Here is an 18,587-nt window from a genome sequence, read left to right as displayed (position 1 = left end):
AGACACAACAACCAAAAAATCCCGCAAATCAGCAGCCAATGGACCCCAGCGGGCCCATTACGGCGATTTTTGCAACAGTGCGTAAAAAAATCCGTCGTGGTCACCGCTCAGATTGTCCGGGACAGCCCCGCCCTTGTCCGCGTTGCCGGGAATTAAATGGCCTGGCGACGGCAGCAATTGCGCATCGGTGTTGTGTGCAAGAAACGTTTGCACCTGGGCATCCCCTTCGGCACGGAACACTGAACAGGTGCAGTACAGCAGACGCCCCCCGGGGCGCAGCAGGGGCCACAGTGCCTTCAGCAACTGCGCCTGCAGAGCGGCGAGCTGGGCGATGTCGCTCTCCCGGCGCAGCCAGCGCACGTCGGGATGGCGGCGCACGATGCCCGATGCGGTACAGGGCGCATCCAGCAGGATGGCGTCGAACAGTGCTCCGCCACAATGCGCCTGCCACCAATCCTGCGGGCGGGCGGCGTCGGCAACCAGGACCTGCGCATTGAGCCCCAGGCGCTGCAGGGTGTCGCCAATGCGGGCGCTGCGGGTGGCGTCGATCTCCAGCGCCGTCACTTGCAAGGGGGCACCGGCAGGGGCCATTTCCAGCAGGTGGGCGGTTTTGCCACCCGGCGCGGCGCAGGCATCCAGCACCCGCAGGGGCTCCGCCAAGTTCAGCCCTTGCAGCAGCAGCGGCGCCGCCATCTGGGCGGCAGCGTCCTGCACCGACGCCCAGCCTTCAGCAAAGCCGGGCAACGCGGGCACGGGCACAGGGTGCTGCAGGGCCAGGCCCGTTTCGCCGGCAGGAATTGCTATTAAATTAATAGCTTCAAGTGCTTGCTGATAGAGCGGCAGCGTGCATTTTTGCTGATTAATTCGCAGCGTCATGGGCGCATGGGCGTTGTTGGCCCGCAGGATCTGCTCCCAATGCTGGGGATGGTCTTTGCGCAGCCGCTGAATCCACCAGGCGGGGTGGTTCCAGCGCGCGACTGGGTCGCTGTCGGTCGCAGCCACCAGCGCGTCCCGCTCACGCAGAAAGCGGCGCAGGCAGCCATTGATGAACGAGGCCTGGGCCCGGGTGGCCGGGTGGTGCTTGGCCGCTTCTACCACCTGGTTGACCAGGGTGAAGGCTTCGTAGGACGCCTCGTTCGGGTTCCAGCCCAGCGCCAGGGCCGTGCACAGCAAGGCATCGGCGGCGGGCGGCGGGGTGCGGGCGGCCAGTTGGCGGCGCAGGGCCTCGGCCCGGCCCAGCTGCCGCAGCACCTGGAACAGCAGGGCCTGCACCCCGGGGCGCAGGCCCGCATCCACGGCGGCCAGAGCCGCTGTGCCCGATTGGCCAGCGCGAATGGACTGCAACGCCCCTGCAACAGCAGCCAACTGCTGCCACAGCGCGACGGACCCAGTAGCGGCACCCGCCGGTGCACCCGGCTGCGAGCCCGCCCCACCGGTGCGGGGACGCGGAGGACGGGAGGGGTTGCTGCCGCCGGGGCGGCCCGTGCGGTGGGAGGGAGGAGGATTCATCGTGGTCCTGAAAACGGCTTCGTCGGCCGCGCTACAGCGCGCGCGCCGCCTTGAAGCCAAACACCCAGGCCAGGAGGCTGGCCGGGAATTGCGCGATGGCAGCGTTGTAGTGCTGCACCGCGTCATTGAACACCTGGATGGCCTGTGTGTTCTGGAACTGGTGTTCGTCCCAGCGGATCTGCCAGATCGACAGGGCCGTGACTGCGGGCTCCGGCGGCGCGTCCGGAGCCAGGCCACCGCCCTCGGGTGCCTGGGGGGCGGGCTGCGCCAGGGCCGCCTGCCAGCTTGCCTGCAGCACATCGCGTGCGGCGGCCAGGGCCGCTACGGCGTCTGGCTGCAGCGGGCGGGCGCGCGCCACCGCCAGCGAAGCACTCAGCTGGATGGTGGCGCCTTGCAGCGCCGCCAGTTCCTGCTCCCTGGTGCCTGCCAGCAGGCGCCCTGGCTGCACGGCGACGGCCGCATCCCATTCACCCAGCAGCGCCACCAGGCGCACCATGTGGGCGTCGAAGCTGCCAAACGACTGCACCACCGCCGAGCGCAGCCGCATCAGGCGGTTGTAGGCCCCGAGGGCCCAGAACAGGAGGACGGCAAAAACGATCCAGAAGAGGGGCGATGACCACAACATGCACAGTTGCTGGCGGCGCATGTCTTGTGCGCTCCAGCCCGAGAAAAGGGAAAAAAAGAGAAAACCAGGGCGTTCCATGAAAAACGCCCCCGGCCTGCCAGGGGACAGGGCGGGAGCGTTTCAGAGCGACAGCAGAAAGGCTTAGTCGGCTGCTGCGTCGGTTGCGGTGACGCTGCTGCCGTCTGCCTCGGAGGCGTCGGACTGGGCTGCCATTTCAGCCGCTTCGGCTTCGGCAATGGCGCGGCGCTCGGCGTCGTCCATGGCGTCCTTGGCCTTGCGTGCCTGGTGGTAGGCCAGACCCGTACCTGCGGGGATCAAACGGCCCACGATCACGTTTTCCTTCAGGCCACGCAGCTCGTCGCGCTTGCCCATGATGGCAGCCTCGGTGAGCACGCGGGTCGTTTCCTGGAAGGAAGCGGCCGAGATGAACGAGTCGGTGGACAGCGATGCCTTCGTGATACCCAGCAGCAGGTTGCTGTAGGTCGCAGGAATCTTGCCTTCGGACTGCAGTGCCTCGTTGGTGTTGAGGATCTCGGAGCGCTCGACCTGTTCGCCGGCGATGTAGTTCGACTCGCCAACGTTCTCGACCACGACACGGCGCAGCATCTGGCGAACGATCACCTCGATGTGCTTGTCATTGATCTTCACGCCTTGCAAGCGGTACACGTCCTGCACTTCATCGACGATGTAGCGCGACAGCTCTTCGATACCCAGCAAACGCAGGATGTCTTGTGGGTCGGCCGGGCCGTCCACAATCGATTCGCCCTTGTTCACCACCTGGCCTTCGTGCACCAGGATGTTCTTTTCCTTGGGCACGAGCTCTTCGAACACGCGGCCTTCGGGATCGGTGATCTGCAAGCGGACCTTGCCCTTGGTTTCCTTGCCGAACGACACGGTACCGGTCATCTCGGCCAGCGTGCCCTTGTCCTTCGGCGTACGGGCTTCGAACAGCTCGGCCACGCGGGGCAGACCGCCGGTAATGTCGCGGGTCTTCTGGCCTTCGACCGGAATACGCGCCAGCACTTCGCCGGGGCCCACGTCCTGGCCGTCACGCACCTGGATCAGCGCGCCCACCTGGAAGCCAATGGTCACCGAGTGGTCGGTGCCAGGGATCTTCACTTCGTTGCCTTGCGCGTCGATCAGCTTCACCTGAGGACGAACGACCTTGGCAGCGCCGCGACGCTTGGGGTCGATCACCACCAGCGTGGACAGGCCGGTCACTTCATCGACCTGCTTGGCCACCGTCAGGCCTTCTTCGACGTTTTCGAACTTGGTCTGACCGGCGAACTCGGTGATGATGGGGCGCGTCAGCGGATCCCAGTTGGCGAGGATGGTGCCAGCCTTGATGGTCTGGTCAGCCTTCACCGTCAGCGTCGCGCCGTAAGGCACCTTGTGGCGCTCGCGCTCGCGGCCATGCTCGTCCTGGATGATGATTTCACCCGAACGTGCAATCACCACCAGCTCGCCCTTGGTGTTGCTCACATAGCGCATCGTGGCGTTGAAGCCGATCACACCGTTGGACTTGGCTTCCACGCTCGACGCGATGGCGGCACGCGAAGCGGCACCACCGATGTGGAAGGTACGCATGGTCAGCTGCGTGCCGGGCTCGCCGATGGACTGGGCAGCGATCACGCCCACGGCTTCGCCGAGGTTGATCAGGCCGCCACGGCCCAAGTCGCGGCCATAGCACTTGGCGCACAGGCCGTAGCGGGTTTCGCAGGTCAGTGCGGTGCGCACCTTCACTTCGTCCACGCCAGCGGCTTCCAGCTCTTCGATGATGTCTTCTTCCAGCATCACGCCAGCAGGCACCAGCACGGCACGGGTTTCGGGGTGCAGCACGTCTTCGGCAGCGGTGCGGCCCAGGATACGGTCGCGCAGCGATTCGATCACTTCACCGCCTTCAACAATGGCGCGCATCAGCGAACCATTGGAAGTGCCGCAATCCTCTTCGGTCACGACCAGATCCTGCGTCACGTCCACCAGACGGCGCGTCAGGTAGCCGGAGTTGGCGGTCTTCAGCGCCGTGTCGGCCAGACCCTTACGGGCACCGTGGGTGGAGATGAAGTACTCCAGCACGTTCAGGCCTTCGCGGAAGTTCGCGGTAATAGGCGTTTCGATGATCGAGCCGTCTGGCTTGGCCATCAGGCCCCGCATACCGGCCACCTGGCGGATCTGGGCGGCAGAGCCGCGGGCACCGGAGTCGGCCATCATGTAGATGGAGTTGAAAGACTCCTGGTCCACTTCCTTGCCGTGGCGGTCAATGACCTTCTGCTTGGACAGCTGGGCCATCATCACCTTGGACACTTCGTCGCCGGCCTTGCCCCAGATGTCCACCACCTTGTTGTAGCGCTCGCCAGAGGTCACCAGACCGGAGACGTACTGCTGTTCGATCTCTTTGACTTCCTTCTCGGAGCGCTCGATGATGCCGGCCTTTTGGGGCGGCACCAGCATGTCGTCGATGGCAATCGAGATACCAGCGCGCGTGGCCAGACGGAAGCCGTTTTGCAGCAGCTTGTCGGCGAAAACCACCGTTTCCTTCAAACCGCACTTGCGGAAGGACACGTTGATCAGGCGCGAGATTTCCTTCTTCTTGAGCGCCTTGTTCATGTTGGAGAACGGCAGGCCCTTGGGCAGGATCTCGGACAGCAGCGCGCGGCCCACGGTGGTTTCCACCAGCGAGGTCGAAGGCTCGAACTCACCGGTTTCCTTGTTCTTGCTCCACTCGGTCATGCGCACCGTGATCTTGGCAGCCAGTTCGACCTGGCCTGCGTCCAGAGCACGCTGCACTTCACCGGTGTCAGCGAACACCAGGCCTTCGCCCTTGCCGTTGATGCGATCGCGGGTGGCGTAGTACAGACCCAGCACCACGTCCTGCGAAGGCACGATGGAGGGTTCGCCCGACGCGGGGAACAGCACGTTGTTGGAGGCCAGCATCAGCGTGCGAGCTTCCATCTGTGCTTCCACCGACAGCGGGACGTGGACAGCCATCTGGTCACCGTCGAAGTCGGCGTTGAAGGCCGCGCAGACGAGGGGGTGCAGCTGGATGGCCTTGCCTTCGATCAGGATGGGCTCAAAGGCCTGGATGCCCAAACGGTGCAGCGTAGGTGCACGGTTCAGCATCACGGGGTGTTCCTTGATGACCTCTTCCAGGATGTCCCACACCACGGGGGTGCCGGATTCGACTTCCTTCTTGGCAGCCTTGATCGTCGTCGCGATGCCCATGGCTTCGAGGCGCGAGAAGATGAAAGGCTTGAACAGCTCCAGCGCCATCAGCTTGGGCAGACCGCACTGGTGCAGCTTGAGCGTAGGGCCCACGGTGATCACGGAACGGCCCGAGTAGTCCACCCGCTTGCCCAGCAAGTTCTGGCGGAAACGGCCGGACTTGCCCTTGATCATGTCGGCCAGCGACTTCAGGGCACGCTTGTTGGCGCCCGTCATGGCCTTGCCACGGCGGCCGTTGTCCAGCAGCGAATCCACAGCCTCTTGCAGCATCCGCTTTTCGTTGCGGGCGATGATTTCAGGGGCCTTCAGCTCCAGCAGGCGGCGCAGACGCGAGTTGCGGTTGATGACGCGGCGGTACAGGTCGTTCAGGTCGGAAGTCGCGAAGCGGCCGCCGTCCAGCGGCACCAGCGGACGCAGGTCCGGTGGCAGCACGGGCAGCACTTCCAGCACCATCCACTCGGGCTTGATGCCCGACTTCTTGAACGCTTCCAGCACCTTCAGGCGCTTGGCGTTCTTCTTGACCTTGACTTCGGAGCCGGTCAGGTCGCCACGCAGGCGTTCGATCGACAGGTCGATGTCGATGGATTCCAGCAGGTCCTTGATGCCTTCCGCGCCCATCTTGGCGATGAATTCGTCGCCGTATTCCTTGCGCTTGGCGTCGTAGTCGTCCTCGGACATGATGCTGAACTTCTTCAGCGGGGTCATGCCGGGGTCGGTCACCACGTAGGCTTCGAAGTACAGCACGCGTTCGATGTCGCGCAGCGTCATGTCGAGCACCAGGCCCAGACGCGATGGCAGGGACTTCAGGAACCAGATGTGGGCGCAGGGGGCGGCCAGGTCGATGTGGCCCATGCGCTCGCGGCGCACCTTGGTCTGCGTGACTTCAACGCCGCACTTCTCGCAGATCACGCCGCGGTGCTTCAGGCGCTTGTACTTGCCGCACAGGCATTCGTAGTCCTTGATGGGACCAAAAATCTTCGCGCAGAACAGGCCATCACGCTCAGGCTTGAACGTGCGGTAGTTGATGGTCTCGGGCTTCTTCACTTCGCCGAAAGACCACGAACGGATCTTCTCGGGCGAAGCCATGCCGATGCGGATGGCATCGAAATGCTCGTCCGGCGTGAATTGCTTGAACAGGTCGAGTAGCGATTTCATAGTGACTCTTTCCTTTTCTGCTTAGGAGCGTTCCAGCTCGATGTCCAGGCCCAGCGAACGGATTTCCTTGACCAGCACGTTGAACGATTCCGGCATGCCGGCTTCGATGGCGTGTTCGCCCTTGACGATGGATTCGTACACCTTGGTACGGCCCACCACGTCGTCGGACTTCACGGTCAGCATTTCCTGCAGCACGTAGGCGGCGCCGTAAGCTTCCAGCGCCCACACTTCCATTTCCCCGAAACGCTGGCCACCGAACTGAGCCTTGCCGCCCAGAGGCTGCTGCGTGACGAGCGAGTACGGACCCGTGGAACGGGCATGCATCTTGTCGTCCACCAAGTGGTGCAGCTTCAGGTAGTGCATGTAGCCAATGGTCGTGGGGCGCTCAAAGCGCTCGCCGGTGCGGCCGTCGAACAGGTATGCCTGAGTGCGCGTAGACGTGAGCCCCTTGCGCTCGGCGATGTCGTCCGGATAGGCGATCTTGAGCATGTCCTTGATTTCTTCTTCCGAAGCACCATCGAACACGGGGGTCGCATAAGGCACGCCGTTCGTGAGGTTGGCTGCCATGGCCATGAGGTCGTCATCGCTGAGTTGCGACAGGTCCTCGGTACGACCACGGGAGTTGTAGACCTCTTCCATGAACTTGCGCAGCTCGGCCGCCTTGGCCTGCTCGCGCAGCATGTCGCCAATGCGTTGGCCAATGCCCTTGCCAGCCCAACCCAGGTGGACTTCCAGCACCTGGCCGATGTTCATCCGCGAAGGCACGCCCAGCGGGTTCAGAACAATGTCGGCAGGCGTACCGTCGGCCATGTAGGGCATGTCTTCGACCGGAACGATCTTGGACACCACACCCTTGTTGCCGTGGCGGCCGGCCATCTTGTCACCAGGCTGCAGACGGCGCTTGACGGCCAGGTAGACCTTGACCATCTTGAGCACGCCAGCGGGCAACTCGTCGCCTTGCGTGAGCTTCTTGCGCTTTTCTTCGAAAGCCAGGTCGAAGCTGTGGCGGGTTTGCTCCAGCGCGTTCTTGATGGATTCGAGCTGGGTTGCCACTTCGTCTTCCGCAGGGCGGATGTCGAACCAGTGGAATTTCTCGACGGAGGCCAGGTAAGCCTTGTCGAGCTTCGTGCCCTTGGCCAGCTTTTGCGGGCCGCCGTTGGCCACGCGGCCGGTCAGCAGCTTCTCGATACGGTCGAAGGCATCGGCCTCCACGATGCGCAGCTGGTCGTTCAGGTCCAGGCGGAAGCGCTTGAGTTCATCGTCGATGATCTGCTGGGCGCGCTTGTCGCGCTGGATGCCTTCGCGGGTGAACACCTGCACGTCGATCACGGTGCCCGACGAGCCCTGGTCCACGCGCAGCGAGGTGTCCTTCACGTCGGAAGCCTTCTCGCCGAAGATGGCGCGCAAGAGCTTCTCTTCAGGGGTGAGTGTGGTCTCGCCCTTGGGCGTGACCTTGCCAACCAGCGTATCGCCGGGCTGCACTTCGGCACCCACGTAGATGATGCCGGACTCGTCCAGGCGGTTCAGTTGCTGCTCCGACAGGTTCGGAATGTCGCGCGTGATTTCTTCCGCGCCCAGCTTCGTGTCGCGGGCCATCACGACCAGCTCTTCGATGTGGATCGAGGTGTAGCGGTCTTCCGCCACCACGCGTTCGGAGATCAGGATCGAGTCTTCGAAGTTGTAGCCGTTCCAGGGCATGAAGGCGATCAGCATGTTCTGGCCGATGGCGATTTCGCCAAAGTCCGTCGATGCGCCGTCGGCGATCACGTCACCCTTGACCAGCATGTCACCCTTCTGGACGATGGGGCGCTGGTGGATGTTGGTGTTCTGGTTGGAACGCTGGTACTTGATGAGGTTGTAGATGTCCACACCCACTTCACCGGCCACAGCTTCGGCGTCGTTCACGCGCACCACAATGCGGGTGGCGTCCACGTAGTCCACCACGCCGCCGCGGGTAGCGGTCACCACAGTGCCCGAGTCCACCGCAGCCACGCGCTCGATGCCCGTGCCCACCAGGGGCTTTTCAGGACGCAGCACAGGCACGGCCTGGCGCGACATGTTGGCGCCCATCAACGCGCGGTTCGCATCGTCATGCTCCAGGAACGGAACCAGGGACGCAGCCACCGACACGATCTGCGCGGGCGACACGTCCATGTACTGCACACGGTCAGCGCCACACAGGATGGATTCACCCTTTTCACGGGCAGACACCAGCTCACCCGTCAGGCGGCCATCCTTGTCCAGGGTGGCATTGGCCTGCGCGATCACGTACTTGCCTTCTTCGATGGCCGACAGGTAATCGATCTCATTGGTGACCTTGCCATCCACCACACGGCGGTAGGGGGTTTCAATGAAGCCGTACTCGTTCAGGCGAGCGTACAGAGCCAGCGAGTTGATCAGGCCGATGTTCGGACCTTCAGGCGTTTCGATAGGGCAGACGCGGCCATAGTGGGTCACGTGCACGTCGCGCACTTCGAAGCCTGCGCGTTCGCGGGTCAGACCGCCCGGGCCCAGTGCGGACACACGGCGCTTGTGCGTGATTTCGGCCAGCGGGTTGGTCTGGTCCATGAACTGCGACAGCTGGGATGCGCCGAAGAATTCCTTCAGGGCTGCCGAGATCGGCTTGCTGTTGATCAGGTCATGAGGCATCAGCGGCTCTTGCTCGGCCTGGCCCAGACGCTCCTTCACGGCCTTTTCGATACGTGCCAGGCCGGTGCGGTACTGGTTTTCGGCCAGTTCGCCCACGCAACGCACGCGGCGGTTGCCCAGGTGATCGATATCATCGACTTCGCCATTGCCGTTGCGCAGGTCCACCAGGATCTTGACCACGGCCAGAATGTCTTCGTTGGACAGCACCATGGGGCCGGTGGATTCGTCGCGGCCGATCTTGGCGTTGAACTTCATGCGACCCACGCGCGACAGGTCGTACGTATCGGGGTTGTAGAACAGGCGCTGGAACAGAGCCTGCACAGCGTCTTCCGTTGGCGGCTCGCCGGGGCGCATCATGCGGTAGATGGCCACGCGTGCTGCGAACTCGTCCACCGTTTCGTCAATGCGCAGGGTCTGCGACATGTACGCACCCTGATCGAGTTCATTGGTGTAGATGCACTGCACATCCTGCACGCCGGCGCTGCGCAGCTTCTTGAGCAACGCTTCGGTCAGCTCGTCGTTGGCCTTGGCGATGATTTCACCGGTATCGGCGTCCACAATGTTGCGGGCCACCACACGGCCGATCAGGAAGTCTTCGGGCACGCTGATGTGGGTCGTGCCAGACTGTTCCAGTTCACGGGTGTGGCGCGCGGTGACGCGCTTGTCCTTGGCCACGACAACCTTGCCGGACTTGTCCGTAATGTCGAAACGGGCCACTTCGCCACGCAGGCGCTCGGAGACGAACTCCATCTGCGCGCCGCTGTCCATCAGGCGGAAGTTGTCGTTGACGAAGAAGTTCGCCAGGATCGATTCGGGGTTCAGGCCGATGGCCTTGAGCAGAATCGTGACCGGCATCTTGCGGCGGCGGTCCACGCGGAAGTACAGGATGTCCTTAGGGTCGAATTCGAAGTCCAGCCAAGAGCCGCGGTAGGGAATGATGCGCGCCGAGAACAGCAGCTTGCCCGAGCTGTGCGTCTTGCCCTTGTCGTGTTCGAAGAACACGCCTGGCGAGCGGTGCAGCTGAGACACGATCACGCGCTCGGTACCGTTGATGATGAACGAGCCCTTGTCGGTCATCAAAGGCACTTCGCCCATGTAGACCTCTTGCTCCTTCACTTCCTTGACCACCTTGGATTGGCTGGTCGAGGACTCGCGGTCATAAATGATGAGCTGAACCTTGGCGCGCACGGCCGAGGCGAAAGTCAGACCACGGGTCTGGCACTCGCGCACGTCGAAGGCTGGCTTGGCCAGGTTGTACTCAATGAACTTCATCTCCACAAAACCGTTGTGGGAGACGATGGGGAAGGCAGCGTCGAATGCAGCCTGAAGGCCTTCGATGGTTCTTTTCTGGGGTGCTTTATCAGCCTGCAGGAAAGCGGTGTATGCGTCCTTCTGCATCTGCAGCAGATAAGGAACTTCGAGCACGCTATCGCGGGTGCCGAAACTTTTGCGAATTCGCTTGCGTTCGGTGTAGGAATAGGCCATGAGATCTCCGGGCAAAGACATGAGTCCTGGGTCTTCGACGACTGACCCACAAGAAGCGTTGTCCTTGCGGGCTTGGCGGTTGGCCACTACCAACCATGGCGGACGGTGATGCGTTGCACATCACCCGGACCAAGGCGTCTTCTGCTGTCGGGGTTGACAGAAGACACTCGAAAGCCCCGTGGGACACGGGGCTTTCGAGTGCTCTCTGAAAGCACCAAAGGCTGGAGGCCCTTTGAGGAGCACTCCAGCCCTTGAGCGAGACCGAATTACTTGAGTTCGGCCTTGGCGCCAGCTTCCACCAGCTTCTTGACGGCAGCTTCAGCGTCAGCCTTGGCAATGCCTTCCTTGACGTTCTTGGGAGCGCCGTCCACCAGGTCCTTGGCTTCCTTGAGGCCCAGACCGGTGATTTCGCGCACTGCCTTGATGACGGACACCTTGTTGGCGCCGGCTTCGGTCAGCACAACGTTGAATTCCGTCTTTTCTTCAGCAGCAGCAGCACCAGCGCCACCACCGGCAGCAGCAGGAGCAGCCATGGCTGCAGCGCTCACGCCAAACTTCTCTTCAATAGCCTTCACCAGGTCATTGAGTTCCAGAACCGTCATGCTGTCCAGCGCGGTCAGAAATGCGTCTTTATCGAATGCCATTTTGATTTCCTAACAATTTTGTTGGTTAACTGCCGAGCGTTCAAGCTGCGACAGGTTCGGCGGCCGGTGCGGCAGCGCCTTCGCCTTTTTTCGCCGCCAGTGCGCCCAGCACAACGGCCGTACGCGACATGGGGGACATAAGCAAGCCACAAATCTGTGCCAGCAGAACTTCCTTGGAAGGAATGTTGGCCAGTTGCTTAACGCCGTTGACATCCAGGGCTTTACCACCGAAAGCGCCACCACGAATCACCAGCTTGTCGTTGGTCTTCGAGAAATCGGCCACCACCTTCGCGGCAGCCACAGCGTCTTCGGAGAAGCCATAGATCAGAGGACCGGTCATCTGGTCTGCCACCACGTCAAACTGGCTGCCAGCCACAGCACGGCGGGCCAGGGTGTTCTTCAGAACACTCAGGCTCACACCCTTGCTGCGAGCTTCAACGCGCAGTTTGGTCATGTCGGCGACCGTGATGCCACGGTATTCCGCGATCACAAGCGTTTGAGCTTTAGCGGCGAGGCTGGTCACTTCACTGATGACCGCTTCTTTCTCACTGCGATTAAGACTCAAGGTCTACTCCTTAAATTGCACACTCGGGTTTTCACCCTCATGCGCGCTCTTGTTGCAGCGACCAACTGTTTCGGAACGGATTCCATCTGCAGCGGGATCGCCATCTGCGTTGGCCCCGAAGGGATTAAGTGCAAACAAGTTGCGCACCAACGGTCTTGGATGGCCTGGAAATGCCTGTTACAGCACCCCCAGCCCACCACATCAGGCCCTTAACAGGCCCGAAGATTTCTTATCGCAATTACGCTGCGATGGATTGCGTATCCACCCGGACGCCAACGCCCATCGTGGAGGACACAGCGACCTTGCGCAGGTACAGACCCTTGCTGGTTGCTGGCTTGGCCTTGTTCAGGGCTTCGATCAGTGCAGCCAGGTTGCCTTGCAGCTTGTCGTTGTCAAACGAGCGGCGACCGATCGTGCTGTGCACAATACCGGCCTTGTCCACGCGGAACTGCACTTGACCTGCTTTGGCGTTCTTCACGGCCGTAGCGACGTCAGGGGTCACGGTACCCACCTTGGGGTTAGGCATCAGGCCACGTGGACCCAGGATCTGACCCAGCGTACCCACGACGCGCATGGCGTCAGGAGCAGCGATGACCACATCGAAAGGCATGTCACCAGCCTTGACCATGGCGGCCAGGTCATCCATGCCCACGACATCGGCGCCAGCAGCTTTGGCTTCATCAGCCTTGGCCCCCTGGGCGAACACCGCCACGCGGGTCGTCTTGCCGGTGCCATTGGGCAGCACCACGGCGCCGCGAACCACCTGGTCAGACTTCTTGGCATCAATGCCAAGCTGAACGGCCACGTCGATGGATTCGTCAAACTTGGCCGTAGCGGCTTCCTTCACGATCACGACTGCGTCGGCGAATGCGTACAGCTTGGTGCTGTCAACCTTGCCTTGCAGGGCTTTTTGCTTCTTGGTCAGCTTGGCCATCTTACAAACCCTCCACCGTCACGCCCATGGAGCGTGCAGAGCCGGCCAGCGTGCGCACAGCGGCGTCCACATTGGCAGCGTTCATGTCCTTCATCTTGGTCTTGGCGATCTCTTCGAGCTGTTCGCGCGTGATCTTGCCGACCTTGATCTTCAGTGCGTTCGAAGAACCCTTTTCGAGCTTGATAGCCTTCTTGATCAGAGTCGTCGCTGGCGGCGTCTTGATGATGAAGGTGAAGCTCTTGTCTGCAAAAGCCGTGATGACCACGGGCAGTGGCAGGCCTGGCTCAACGCCTTGGGTCTGGGCATTGAATGCCTTGCAGAACTCCATGATGTTGAGGCCACGCTGGCCCAGTGCGGGACCGATGGGTGGGGATGGATTGGCCTTACCAGCTGGAACTTGCAGCTTGATAAAACCGACGATTTTCTTCGCCATGTTTTACTCCTTGCGGGTCATAACGCCTGCGTCGCACCATGCAACAACAGGCTCCCCGGGGTTAACGACTCACTTTCACGATGTCCGCACCGAGTCGAAAAGTGCGGCATCCAATTTTTTTCGAACGTTAGAAGTCGTGAAGAACAAGACCTCGTCTTGCCGACATTTAGGTTTTTTCGACTTGGCCGAATTCCAACTCAACCGGCGTGGATCGACCAAAGATCATCACAGAGACGCGTACACGACTCTTTTCGTAATTGACCTCTTCGACCGAACCATTGAAGTCCGTGAAAGGACCTTCCTTGACGCGAACCAGCTCGCCCACCATGAATTCGATCTTGTGGCGGGGCTTGTCGGTACCTTCCTGCATCTGGCTGACGATCTTCTGCACCTCGTCTTCCGAGATGGGGGCGGGACGGTTCTTTGCACCACCCACAAACCCGGTCACCTTATTGGTGTGCTTCACCAAGTGCCAAGTGTCGTCGTCCATGATCATCTCAACGAACACATAGCCAGGAAACAAACGACGCTCCGTCGTCTTGCGCTGGCCGTTCTTCATTTCAACAACTTCTTCAGTCGGCACAAGAATGCGACCAAATTTATCTGACATGCCCGAGCGACTGATCCGCTCTTGGATGTTGCGCTCCACCGCCTTCTCCATGCCCGAATAGGCATGAACGATGTACCAGCGCAGATCGGGATTTGCCGAAGCAGAAGCGCCTGCAGGAGCCTCTGCTCCCGTGATTTCCGCAGCGGTCGTCATGATTTTCTCCAACCCAAAATCAAGTCGTACAAAACCCATTCCAGAGTTTTGTCAGTGAACCACAGGAACAGGGCCATGATCACCACAAAGGCAAACACATACGCCGTCATCTGCAGAGTTTCCTTGCGCGTCGGCCAAACGACCTTTTTCACCTCGCGCCATGCGTCTTTCGCAAATGCAACGAACTGGCGACCCGATTCCGACACCAGAAACACGCCAGCAGCCGCGACCAAACCCACAATCAGCGCGGCCCATTGCACCACCGCACCTTGTTTGCCCAGCAAATAAAAGCCCGCCACCGATGCAATGACCAGAGCCACCACCGCTGCGAGCTTGGCCTTGTCTGCGCCTGTATTGACAGTTTCAACCTGTGATGTGGCCATCTTTGAGTGTTTCCTGCTTCCGATTCACGGCATCACTTAAGACACCGAAGCCCGCCAGGGTCTGGCGGGCTTGTTTTGGGCCACTTTCAAGTGGCAGGGGCAGTAGGAATCGAACCTACAACCTTCGGTTTTGGAGACCGACGCTCTGCCAATTGAGCTATACCCCTGTATATCTGCTAATTAAGCAATGATCTTGGCCACGACGCCAGCGCCGACCGTACGGCCACCTTCGCGGATAGCGAAACGCAGACCTTCTTCCATGGCGATGGGGTTGATCAGCTTCACAGTGATCGACACGTTGTCACCAGGCATGACCATTTCCTTGTCGGCTGGCAGCTCGATGGCGCCAGTCACGTCGGTCGTGCGGAAGTAGAACTGAGGACGGTAGTTGTTGAAGAAAGGCGTATGACGGCCACCTTCGTCCTTGCTCAGAACGTACACCTCAGCCGTGAAGTGGGTGTGGGGCTTGATCGAGCCGGGCTTGCACAGCACTTGGCCGCGTTCCACGTCTTCGCGCTTGGTACCGCGCAGCAGCAGGCCGACGTTGTCGCCAGCTTGGCCTTGGTCCAGCAGCTTGCGGAACATTTCCACGCCGGTGCAGATGGTCTTTTGCGTGTCGCGGATACCGACGATTTCGATTTCTTCGCCGACCTTGATGATGCCGCGTTCCACGCGACCGGTCACCACGGTGCCACGGCCGGAGATGGAGAACACGTCTTCCACGGGCATCAGGAAGGCACCGTCCACAGCGCGCTCAGGCGTGGGGATGTAGGTGTCCAGAGCTTCGGCCAGCTTCATGATGGCTTCTTCACCCAGCTTGCCCTTGTCGCCTTCCAGGGCGAGCTTGGCGGAGCCACGGATGATGGGGGTGTCGTCGCCTGGGAAGTCGTACTTGTCCAGGAGTTCGCGCACTTCCATTTCGACGAGTTCCAGCAGTTCTTCGTCGTCCACCATGTCGCACTTGTTCAGGAACACGATGATGTAAGGCACGCCCACTTGGCGGGCCAACAGGATGTGCTCACGGGTCTGGGGCATGGGGCCGTCAGCGGCCGAGCACACCAGGATAGCGCCGTCCATCTGGGCAGCGCCGGTGATCATGTTCTTCACATAGTCGGCGTGGCCGGGGCAGTCCACGTGGGCGTAGTGGCGGTTGGCCGTTTCGTATTCCACGTGGGCGGTGTTGATGGTGATACCGCGGGCCTTTTCTTCGGGCGCTGCGTCGATCTGGTCGTAAGCCTTGGCTTCACCGCCGAACTTGGCCGACAGCACGGTAGCGATGGCTGCCGTCAGGGTCGTCTTGCCGTGGTCCACGTGGCCGATCGTGCCCACGTTGACGTGGGGCTTGGTACGCTCGAATTTTCCTTTTGCCATTTTTCCGACTCCGAAAAAAATCTATATCAACACAACAGGATCTCGGCGCAACCAGATCCGGACGCACCTGAAAGTGGTGCCCATGGCGGGAATCGGACCCGCGACCTCTCCCTTACCAAGGGAGTGCTCTACCACTGAGCCACATGGGCAACTTGATGCCGCTTGCGCGACCTCAAAATTTTCATCTCGACAAACCAGACCAAACAAGCAGTGGAGCGGGAGACGGGAATCGAACCCGCGTCATTAGCTTGGAAGGCTAGGGTTCTACCATTGAACTACTCCCGCATCGGCATCAACCTTTGCGCGCCCAACCCCACTTTGCAGCAGAACCAAGCATTACTCTCAACACTACTCACTCACTGGTGGAGGGGACTGGATTCGAACCAGTGTAGGCGTAAGCCAACAGATTTACAGTCTGCCCCCTTTAGCCACTCGGGCACCCCTCCGGAGAATTTCGAATTATAGCACCAATTTTTTGCAGTCCGGGCAAATTCCATCAATTTGCAGATCAACCCCACAAACAACAGGAGGCAGGACTGCAAACGTCACTGGTGCGGCTGGCGGGGATCGAACCCACGACCCTTGGCTTCGGAGGCCAATACTCTATCCACTGAGCTACAGCCGCTGAACTGAACTGGTACAGCCTTGGATTATCGCACGCGACCGCACCTCGCGAAAGCAATCCCCAGAGATGCAACACCACAGAAGCCACCACCACCTTCAACCCTACTCGCGCGCCAACCTCACGCAGCACCCCCTGCAGCCCGCGGCAAAGCCAGCCCCAAACCCAACAAGAATGCATCGGTCCCTACCCGCCCGACCTTCTCAAGGTCAAACGCACCCCCACCAAGGATCCAGTTGCGAATCAATCCGTCAAACAAGGCATGCAAACCCACCGCAGCCTCCACAGAGGTCATGGGCAAGGCAATTCCCTGCGCCTGGGCGGCCAGCTCAAAGTCACTCGCCAATTGGCTGGTAAAGCCCTCCGAGGCCGCAATGTGCCGGTCACGGACACCGACAAGCTCTCCCACATATTCCACTTTGTAGAGCGCAATCTCGAACACCCGACGGGTCCGCGCATCCGAGGCCACGCCATGTAGCACCAGCGCCAACACCGCGCGCAACCGCTCCACCGGATCAGGACAAGTGCTCCCCTCCAACGCACCGAAACCCTGCTCGAGCGGCAGCGTCACCCGGTCCATCATGGCACTGAAGAGATCCAGTTTGTCTTTGAAGTGCCAATAGATCGCCCCCCTGGTGGCACCCGCCGCCTGAGCTATGTCACTCAACGACGCCCGGGCCACCCCCTTGTCGAAAAAAACCTGCTCGGCCGCATCAATCAGGCTGCTGCGCGTAGCAATCGCATCTTCCTTGGTCCGACGCGCCATATTTGTATGCCTCCTCGTTCGGGCTCCCACCCACCAGCGGCACCACCTCGATATCCGCTCATCACAATTATACATTCATGCTTGTATGTATAATTGCGCACTTGTTTTGTCGGACTCTTGCTTTGGGTCGCCTTTGGCGGGCACCCCATCCCCTACAACCCCATTTCTTGACGCCAATCAGAAGGACTCTCATGCCCAAACTGCGTGACCCATCCGTCATCCCCCTCTTTCGCAATGCATCCAGCCGCAAAACGCTCACTCTCGTGGCGGCCGTTGCCGCTGCCGCACTGCTGGTCGCATGTGGCAAAACCGATGGCAAGGCCGCCGCAGGCGGGCCCCAGATGCCTCCCGTCGAAGTAGGCGTGGTCACGGCAACCCCCGGAGACATCGGGCTTTTGACCGAGCTGCCCGGCCGCGTCGAGGCCTCGCGTGTGGCACAGGTCCGTGCGCGTGCTGCAGGCATCCTGCAACAGCGCCTGTTCAAGGAAGGCAGCGACGTGAAGGCCGGCCAGCCTTTGTTCCGCATTGACCCTGCCCCTTATGCGGCTGCGGCAGAGAGCGCCCGCGCCAGCCTCGCCAAGACCCAGGCCAACCTCGCCCAGGCCAGCGCCCTGGTTGAACGCTATCGCCCACTGGTCACGGCCAACGCGATCAGCAAACAGGATTTTGTGAATGCCGAGGCTGCAGAAAAGCAGGCGCAGGCCGATGTGGCGGCTGCCAAAGCCGTGGTGCGCACGGCCGACATCAACCTGGGCTATGCCAGCGTGACCTCGCCCATTGCGGGCCGCATCGGGCGGGCCCTGGTGACGGAGGGTGCCCTGGTCGGGCAAGGCGAAGCCACCGCGCTGGCTGTGGTGCAGCAGATCGACCCGGTCTACGTGAACTTCACCCAATCAGCCAGCGACGTCTTCCAGCTGCGCCGCGCCATGGAAAGCGGTCAGTTCAAACGCGCAGGCAGTGCGGAAACCGCCAGCGTCAAGCTGGTCCTGGGAGATGGATCGGAGTACCCCCAGGCTGGCAAGCTGCTGTTCACCGACCTTTCGGTGGACTCCACCACCGGCCAGGTCACGCTGCGCGCCGAGGTGCCCAACCCCAAGGGCGAACTGCTGCCCGGCCTGTACCTGCGCGTACGCATCGAGCAAGCCCAGGCCAGCAACGCTATCACCCTGCCCCAGCAAGCAGTCACCCGCACCCAGCAAGGCGACACGGTCAGTGTGGTGGGTGAAGACGGCAAGGTGTCGCCGCGCACGGTCAAGATCAGCGCCGCGCAAAACAACCGCTGGGTTGTGCTCGACGGACTCAAGGCCGGGGAAAAAGTGATGGTTGACGGGTTCCAGAAGCTGCAGATGCTGCCGCCGGGCACCCCCGTCAAGCCCGTACCATGGCAGGCGCCTGGTGCAGCTCCCGCACCAGCCCCCACCTCTGCGCCGGCCTCCGCCGCCAAGCCATAAGGGGCACCCC

Annotated in this window: 13 protein-coding genes and 5 tRNA genes; 1 reads left to right on the top strand and 17 read right to left on the bottom strand. The window is 61.3% G+C overall.

Going from position 1 to position 18,587, the window contains the following annotated elements; genetic code table 11:
• Positions 1 to 57: 57 nt before the first annotated feature.
• The 17 genes from rsmB to ACSQ3O_RS02110 all read right to left on the bottom strand — a co-directional run bounded on the left by rsmB (position 58) and on the right by ACSQ3O_RS02110 (position 17,126).
• Complete coding sequence (gene rsmB / locus ACSQ3O_RS02190) at positions 58 to 1,509, bottom strand: 16S rRNA (cytosine(967)-C(5))-methyltransferase RsmB (RefSeq protein WP_436137691.1); 1,452 nt, start codon at positions 1,507 to 1,509, stop codon at positions 58 to 60.
• 31 nt (positions 1,510 to 1,540) lie between these two features.
• Positions 1,541 to 2,155 (bottom strand): LemA family protein, encoded by a 615-nt coding sequence (locus tag ACSQ3O_RS02185; protein WP_436137690.1) that lies wholly within the window; start codon positions 2,153 to 2,155, stop codon positions 1,541 to 1,543.
• A gap of 120 nt (positions 2,156 to 2,275) precedes the next feature.
• Positions 2,276 to 6,511 (bottom strand): DNA-directed RNA polymerase subunit beta', encoded by a 4,236-nt coding sequence (gene rpoC / locus ACSQ3O_RS02180; RefSeq protein ID WP_137748873.1) that lies wholly within the window; start codon positions 6,509 to 6,511, stop codon positions 2,276 to 2,278.
• 21 nt (positions 6,512 to 6,532) lie between these two features.
• A complete protein-coding gene (gene rpoB, locus ACSQ3O_RS02175) occupies positions 6,533 to 10,645 on the bottom strand; it encodes a DNA-directed RNA polymerase subunit beta (RefSeq protein ID WP_137748874.1) in 4,113 nt (1,370 codons plus the stop codon).
• A gap of 266 nt (positions 10,646 to 10,911) precedes the next feature.
• Complete coding sequence (rplL, locus tag ACSQ3O_RS02170; RefSeq protein WP_008907085.1) at positions 10,912 to 11,289, bottom strand: 50S ribosomal protein L7/L12; 378 nt, start codon at positions 11,287 to 11,289, stop codon at positions 10,912 to 10,914.
• Positions 11,290 to 11,329: 40 nt separating this feature from the next.
• Positions 11,330 to 11,854 carry a 50S ribosomal protein L10 gene (rplJ, locus tag ACSQ3O_RS02165; RefSeq protein WP_063459214.1) on the bottom strand — a complete coding sequence of 175 codons (525 nt, stop codon included), beginning with the start codon at positions 11,852 to 11,854 and terminating at the stop codon, positions 11,330 to 11,332.
• A 238-nt stretch (positions 11,855 to 12,092) separates the two neighbouring features.
• A complete protein-coding gene (gene rplA / locus ACSQ3O_RS02160) occupies positions 12,093 to 12,788 on the bottom strand; it encodes a 50S ribosomal protein L1 (protein WP_137748875.1) in 696 nt (231 codons plus the stop codon).
• 1 nt (position 12,789) lies between these two features.
• Positions 12,790 to 13,221: a 50S ribosomal protein L11 gene (rplK, locus tag ACSQ3O_RS02155; protein WP_056641824.1), complete on the bottom strand. Its 432-nt coding sequence runs from the start codon at positions 13,219 to 13,221 to the stop codon at positions 12,790 to 12,792.
• 166 nt (positions 13,222 to 13,387) lie between these two features.
• The gene (gene nusG / locus ACSQ3O_RS02150; protein WP_137748876.1) at positions 13,388 to 13,984 is read right to left on the bottom strand and encodes a transcription termination/antitermination protein NusG; all 597 of its coding nucleotides are present in this window, start codon (positions 13,982 to 13,984) and stop codon (positions 13,388 to 13,390) included.
• On the bottom strand, positions 13,981 to 14,367 hold the full coding sequence (gene secE, locus ACSQ3O_RS02145; protein WP_137748877.1) for a preprotein translocase subunit SecE: 387 nt from the start codon (positions 14,365 to 14,367) through the stop codon (positions 13,981 to 13,983). The genes nusG and secE overlap by 4 nt, the downstream gene beginning before the upstream one ends.
• Positions 14,368 to 14,458: 91 nt before the next feature.
• Positions 14,459 to 14,534, bottom strand: a tRNA-Trp gene (locus ACSQ3O_RS02140).
• A gap of 13 nt (positions 14,535 to 14,547) precedes the next feature.
• Entirely contained in the window at positions 14,548 to 15,738 is a 1,191-nt protein-coding gene (gene tuf, locus ACSQ3O_RS02135) for an elongation factor Tu (RefSeq protein ID WP_056642984.1), read from the bottom strand.
• 74 nt (positions 15,739 to 15,812) lie between these two features.
• Positions 15,813 to 15,887: transfer RNA gene (locus ACSQ3O_RS02130), tRNA-Thr, on the bottom strand.
• A gap of 62 nt (positions 15,888 to 15,949) precedes the next feature.
• Positions 15,950 to 16,023: transfer RNA gene (locus tag ACSQ3O_RS02125), tRNA-Gly, on the bottom strand.
• 75 nt (positions 16,024 to 16,098) lie between these two features.
• Positions 16,099 to 16,184, bottom strand: a tRNA-Tyr gene (locus tag ACSQ3O_RS02120).
• 103 nt (positions 16,185 to 16,287) lie between these two features.
• Positions 16,288 to 16,363: transfer RNA gene (locus ACSQ3O_RS02115), tRNA-Arg, on the bottom strand.
• 118 nt (positions 16,364 to 16,481) lie between these two features.
• Positions 16,482 to 17,126, bottom strand: coding sequence for a TetR family transcriptional regulator (locus tag ACSQ3O_RS02110; RefSeq protein WP_137747104.1), 645 nt, complete (start codon positions 17,124 to 17,126; stop codon positions 16,482 to 16,484).
• Between the two features lie 191 nt (positions 17,127 to 17,317).
• On the opposite strand from ACSQ3O_RS02110, the gene ACSQ3O_RS02105 reads away from it, so the two are divergent.
• Positions 17,318 to 18,577 (top strand): efflux RND transporter periplasmic adaptor subunit, encoded by a 1,260-nt coding sequence (locus ACSQ3O_RS02105; protein ID WP_436137689.1) that lies wholly within the window; start codon positions 17,318 to 17,320, stop codon positions 18,575 to 18,577.
• Positions 18,578 to 18,587 lie beyond the last annotated feature (10 nt).

This window comes from Acidovorax sp. LjRoot74, assembly GCF_964254355.1.
In the GTDB taxonomy this organism is placed as follows: Bacteria; Pseudomonadota; Gammaproteobacteria; order Burkholderiales; family Burkholderiaceae_C; genus Acidovorax.
Note: the sequence above shows the minus strand (reverse complement) of the source record. Positions and strands in the feature narration are given on the sequence as shown.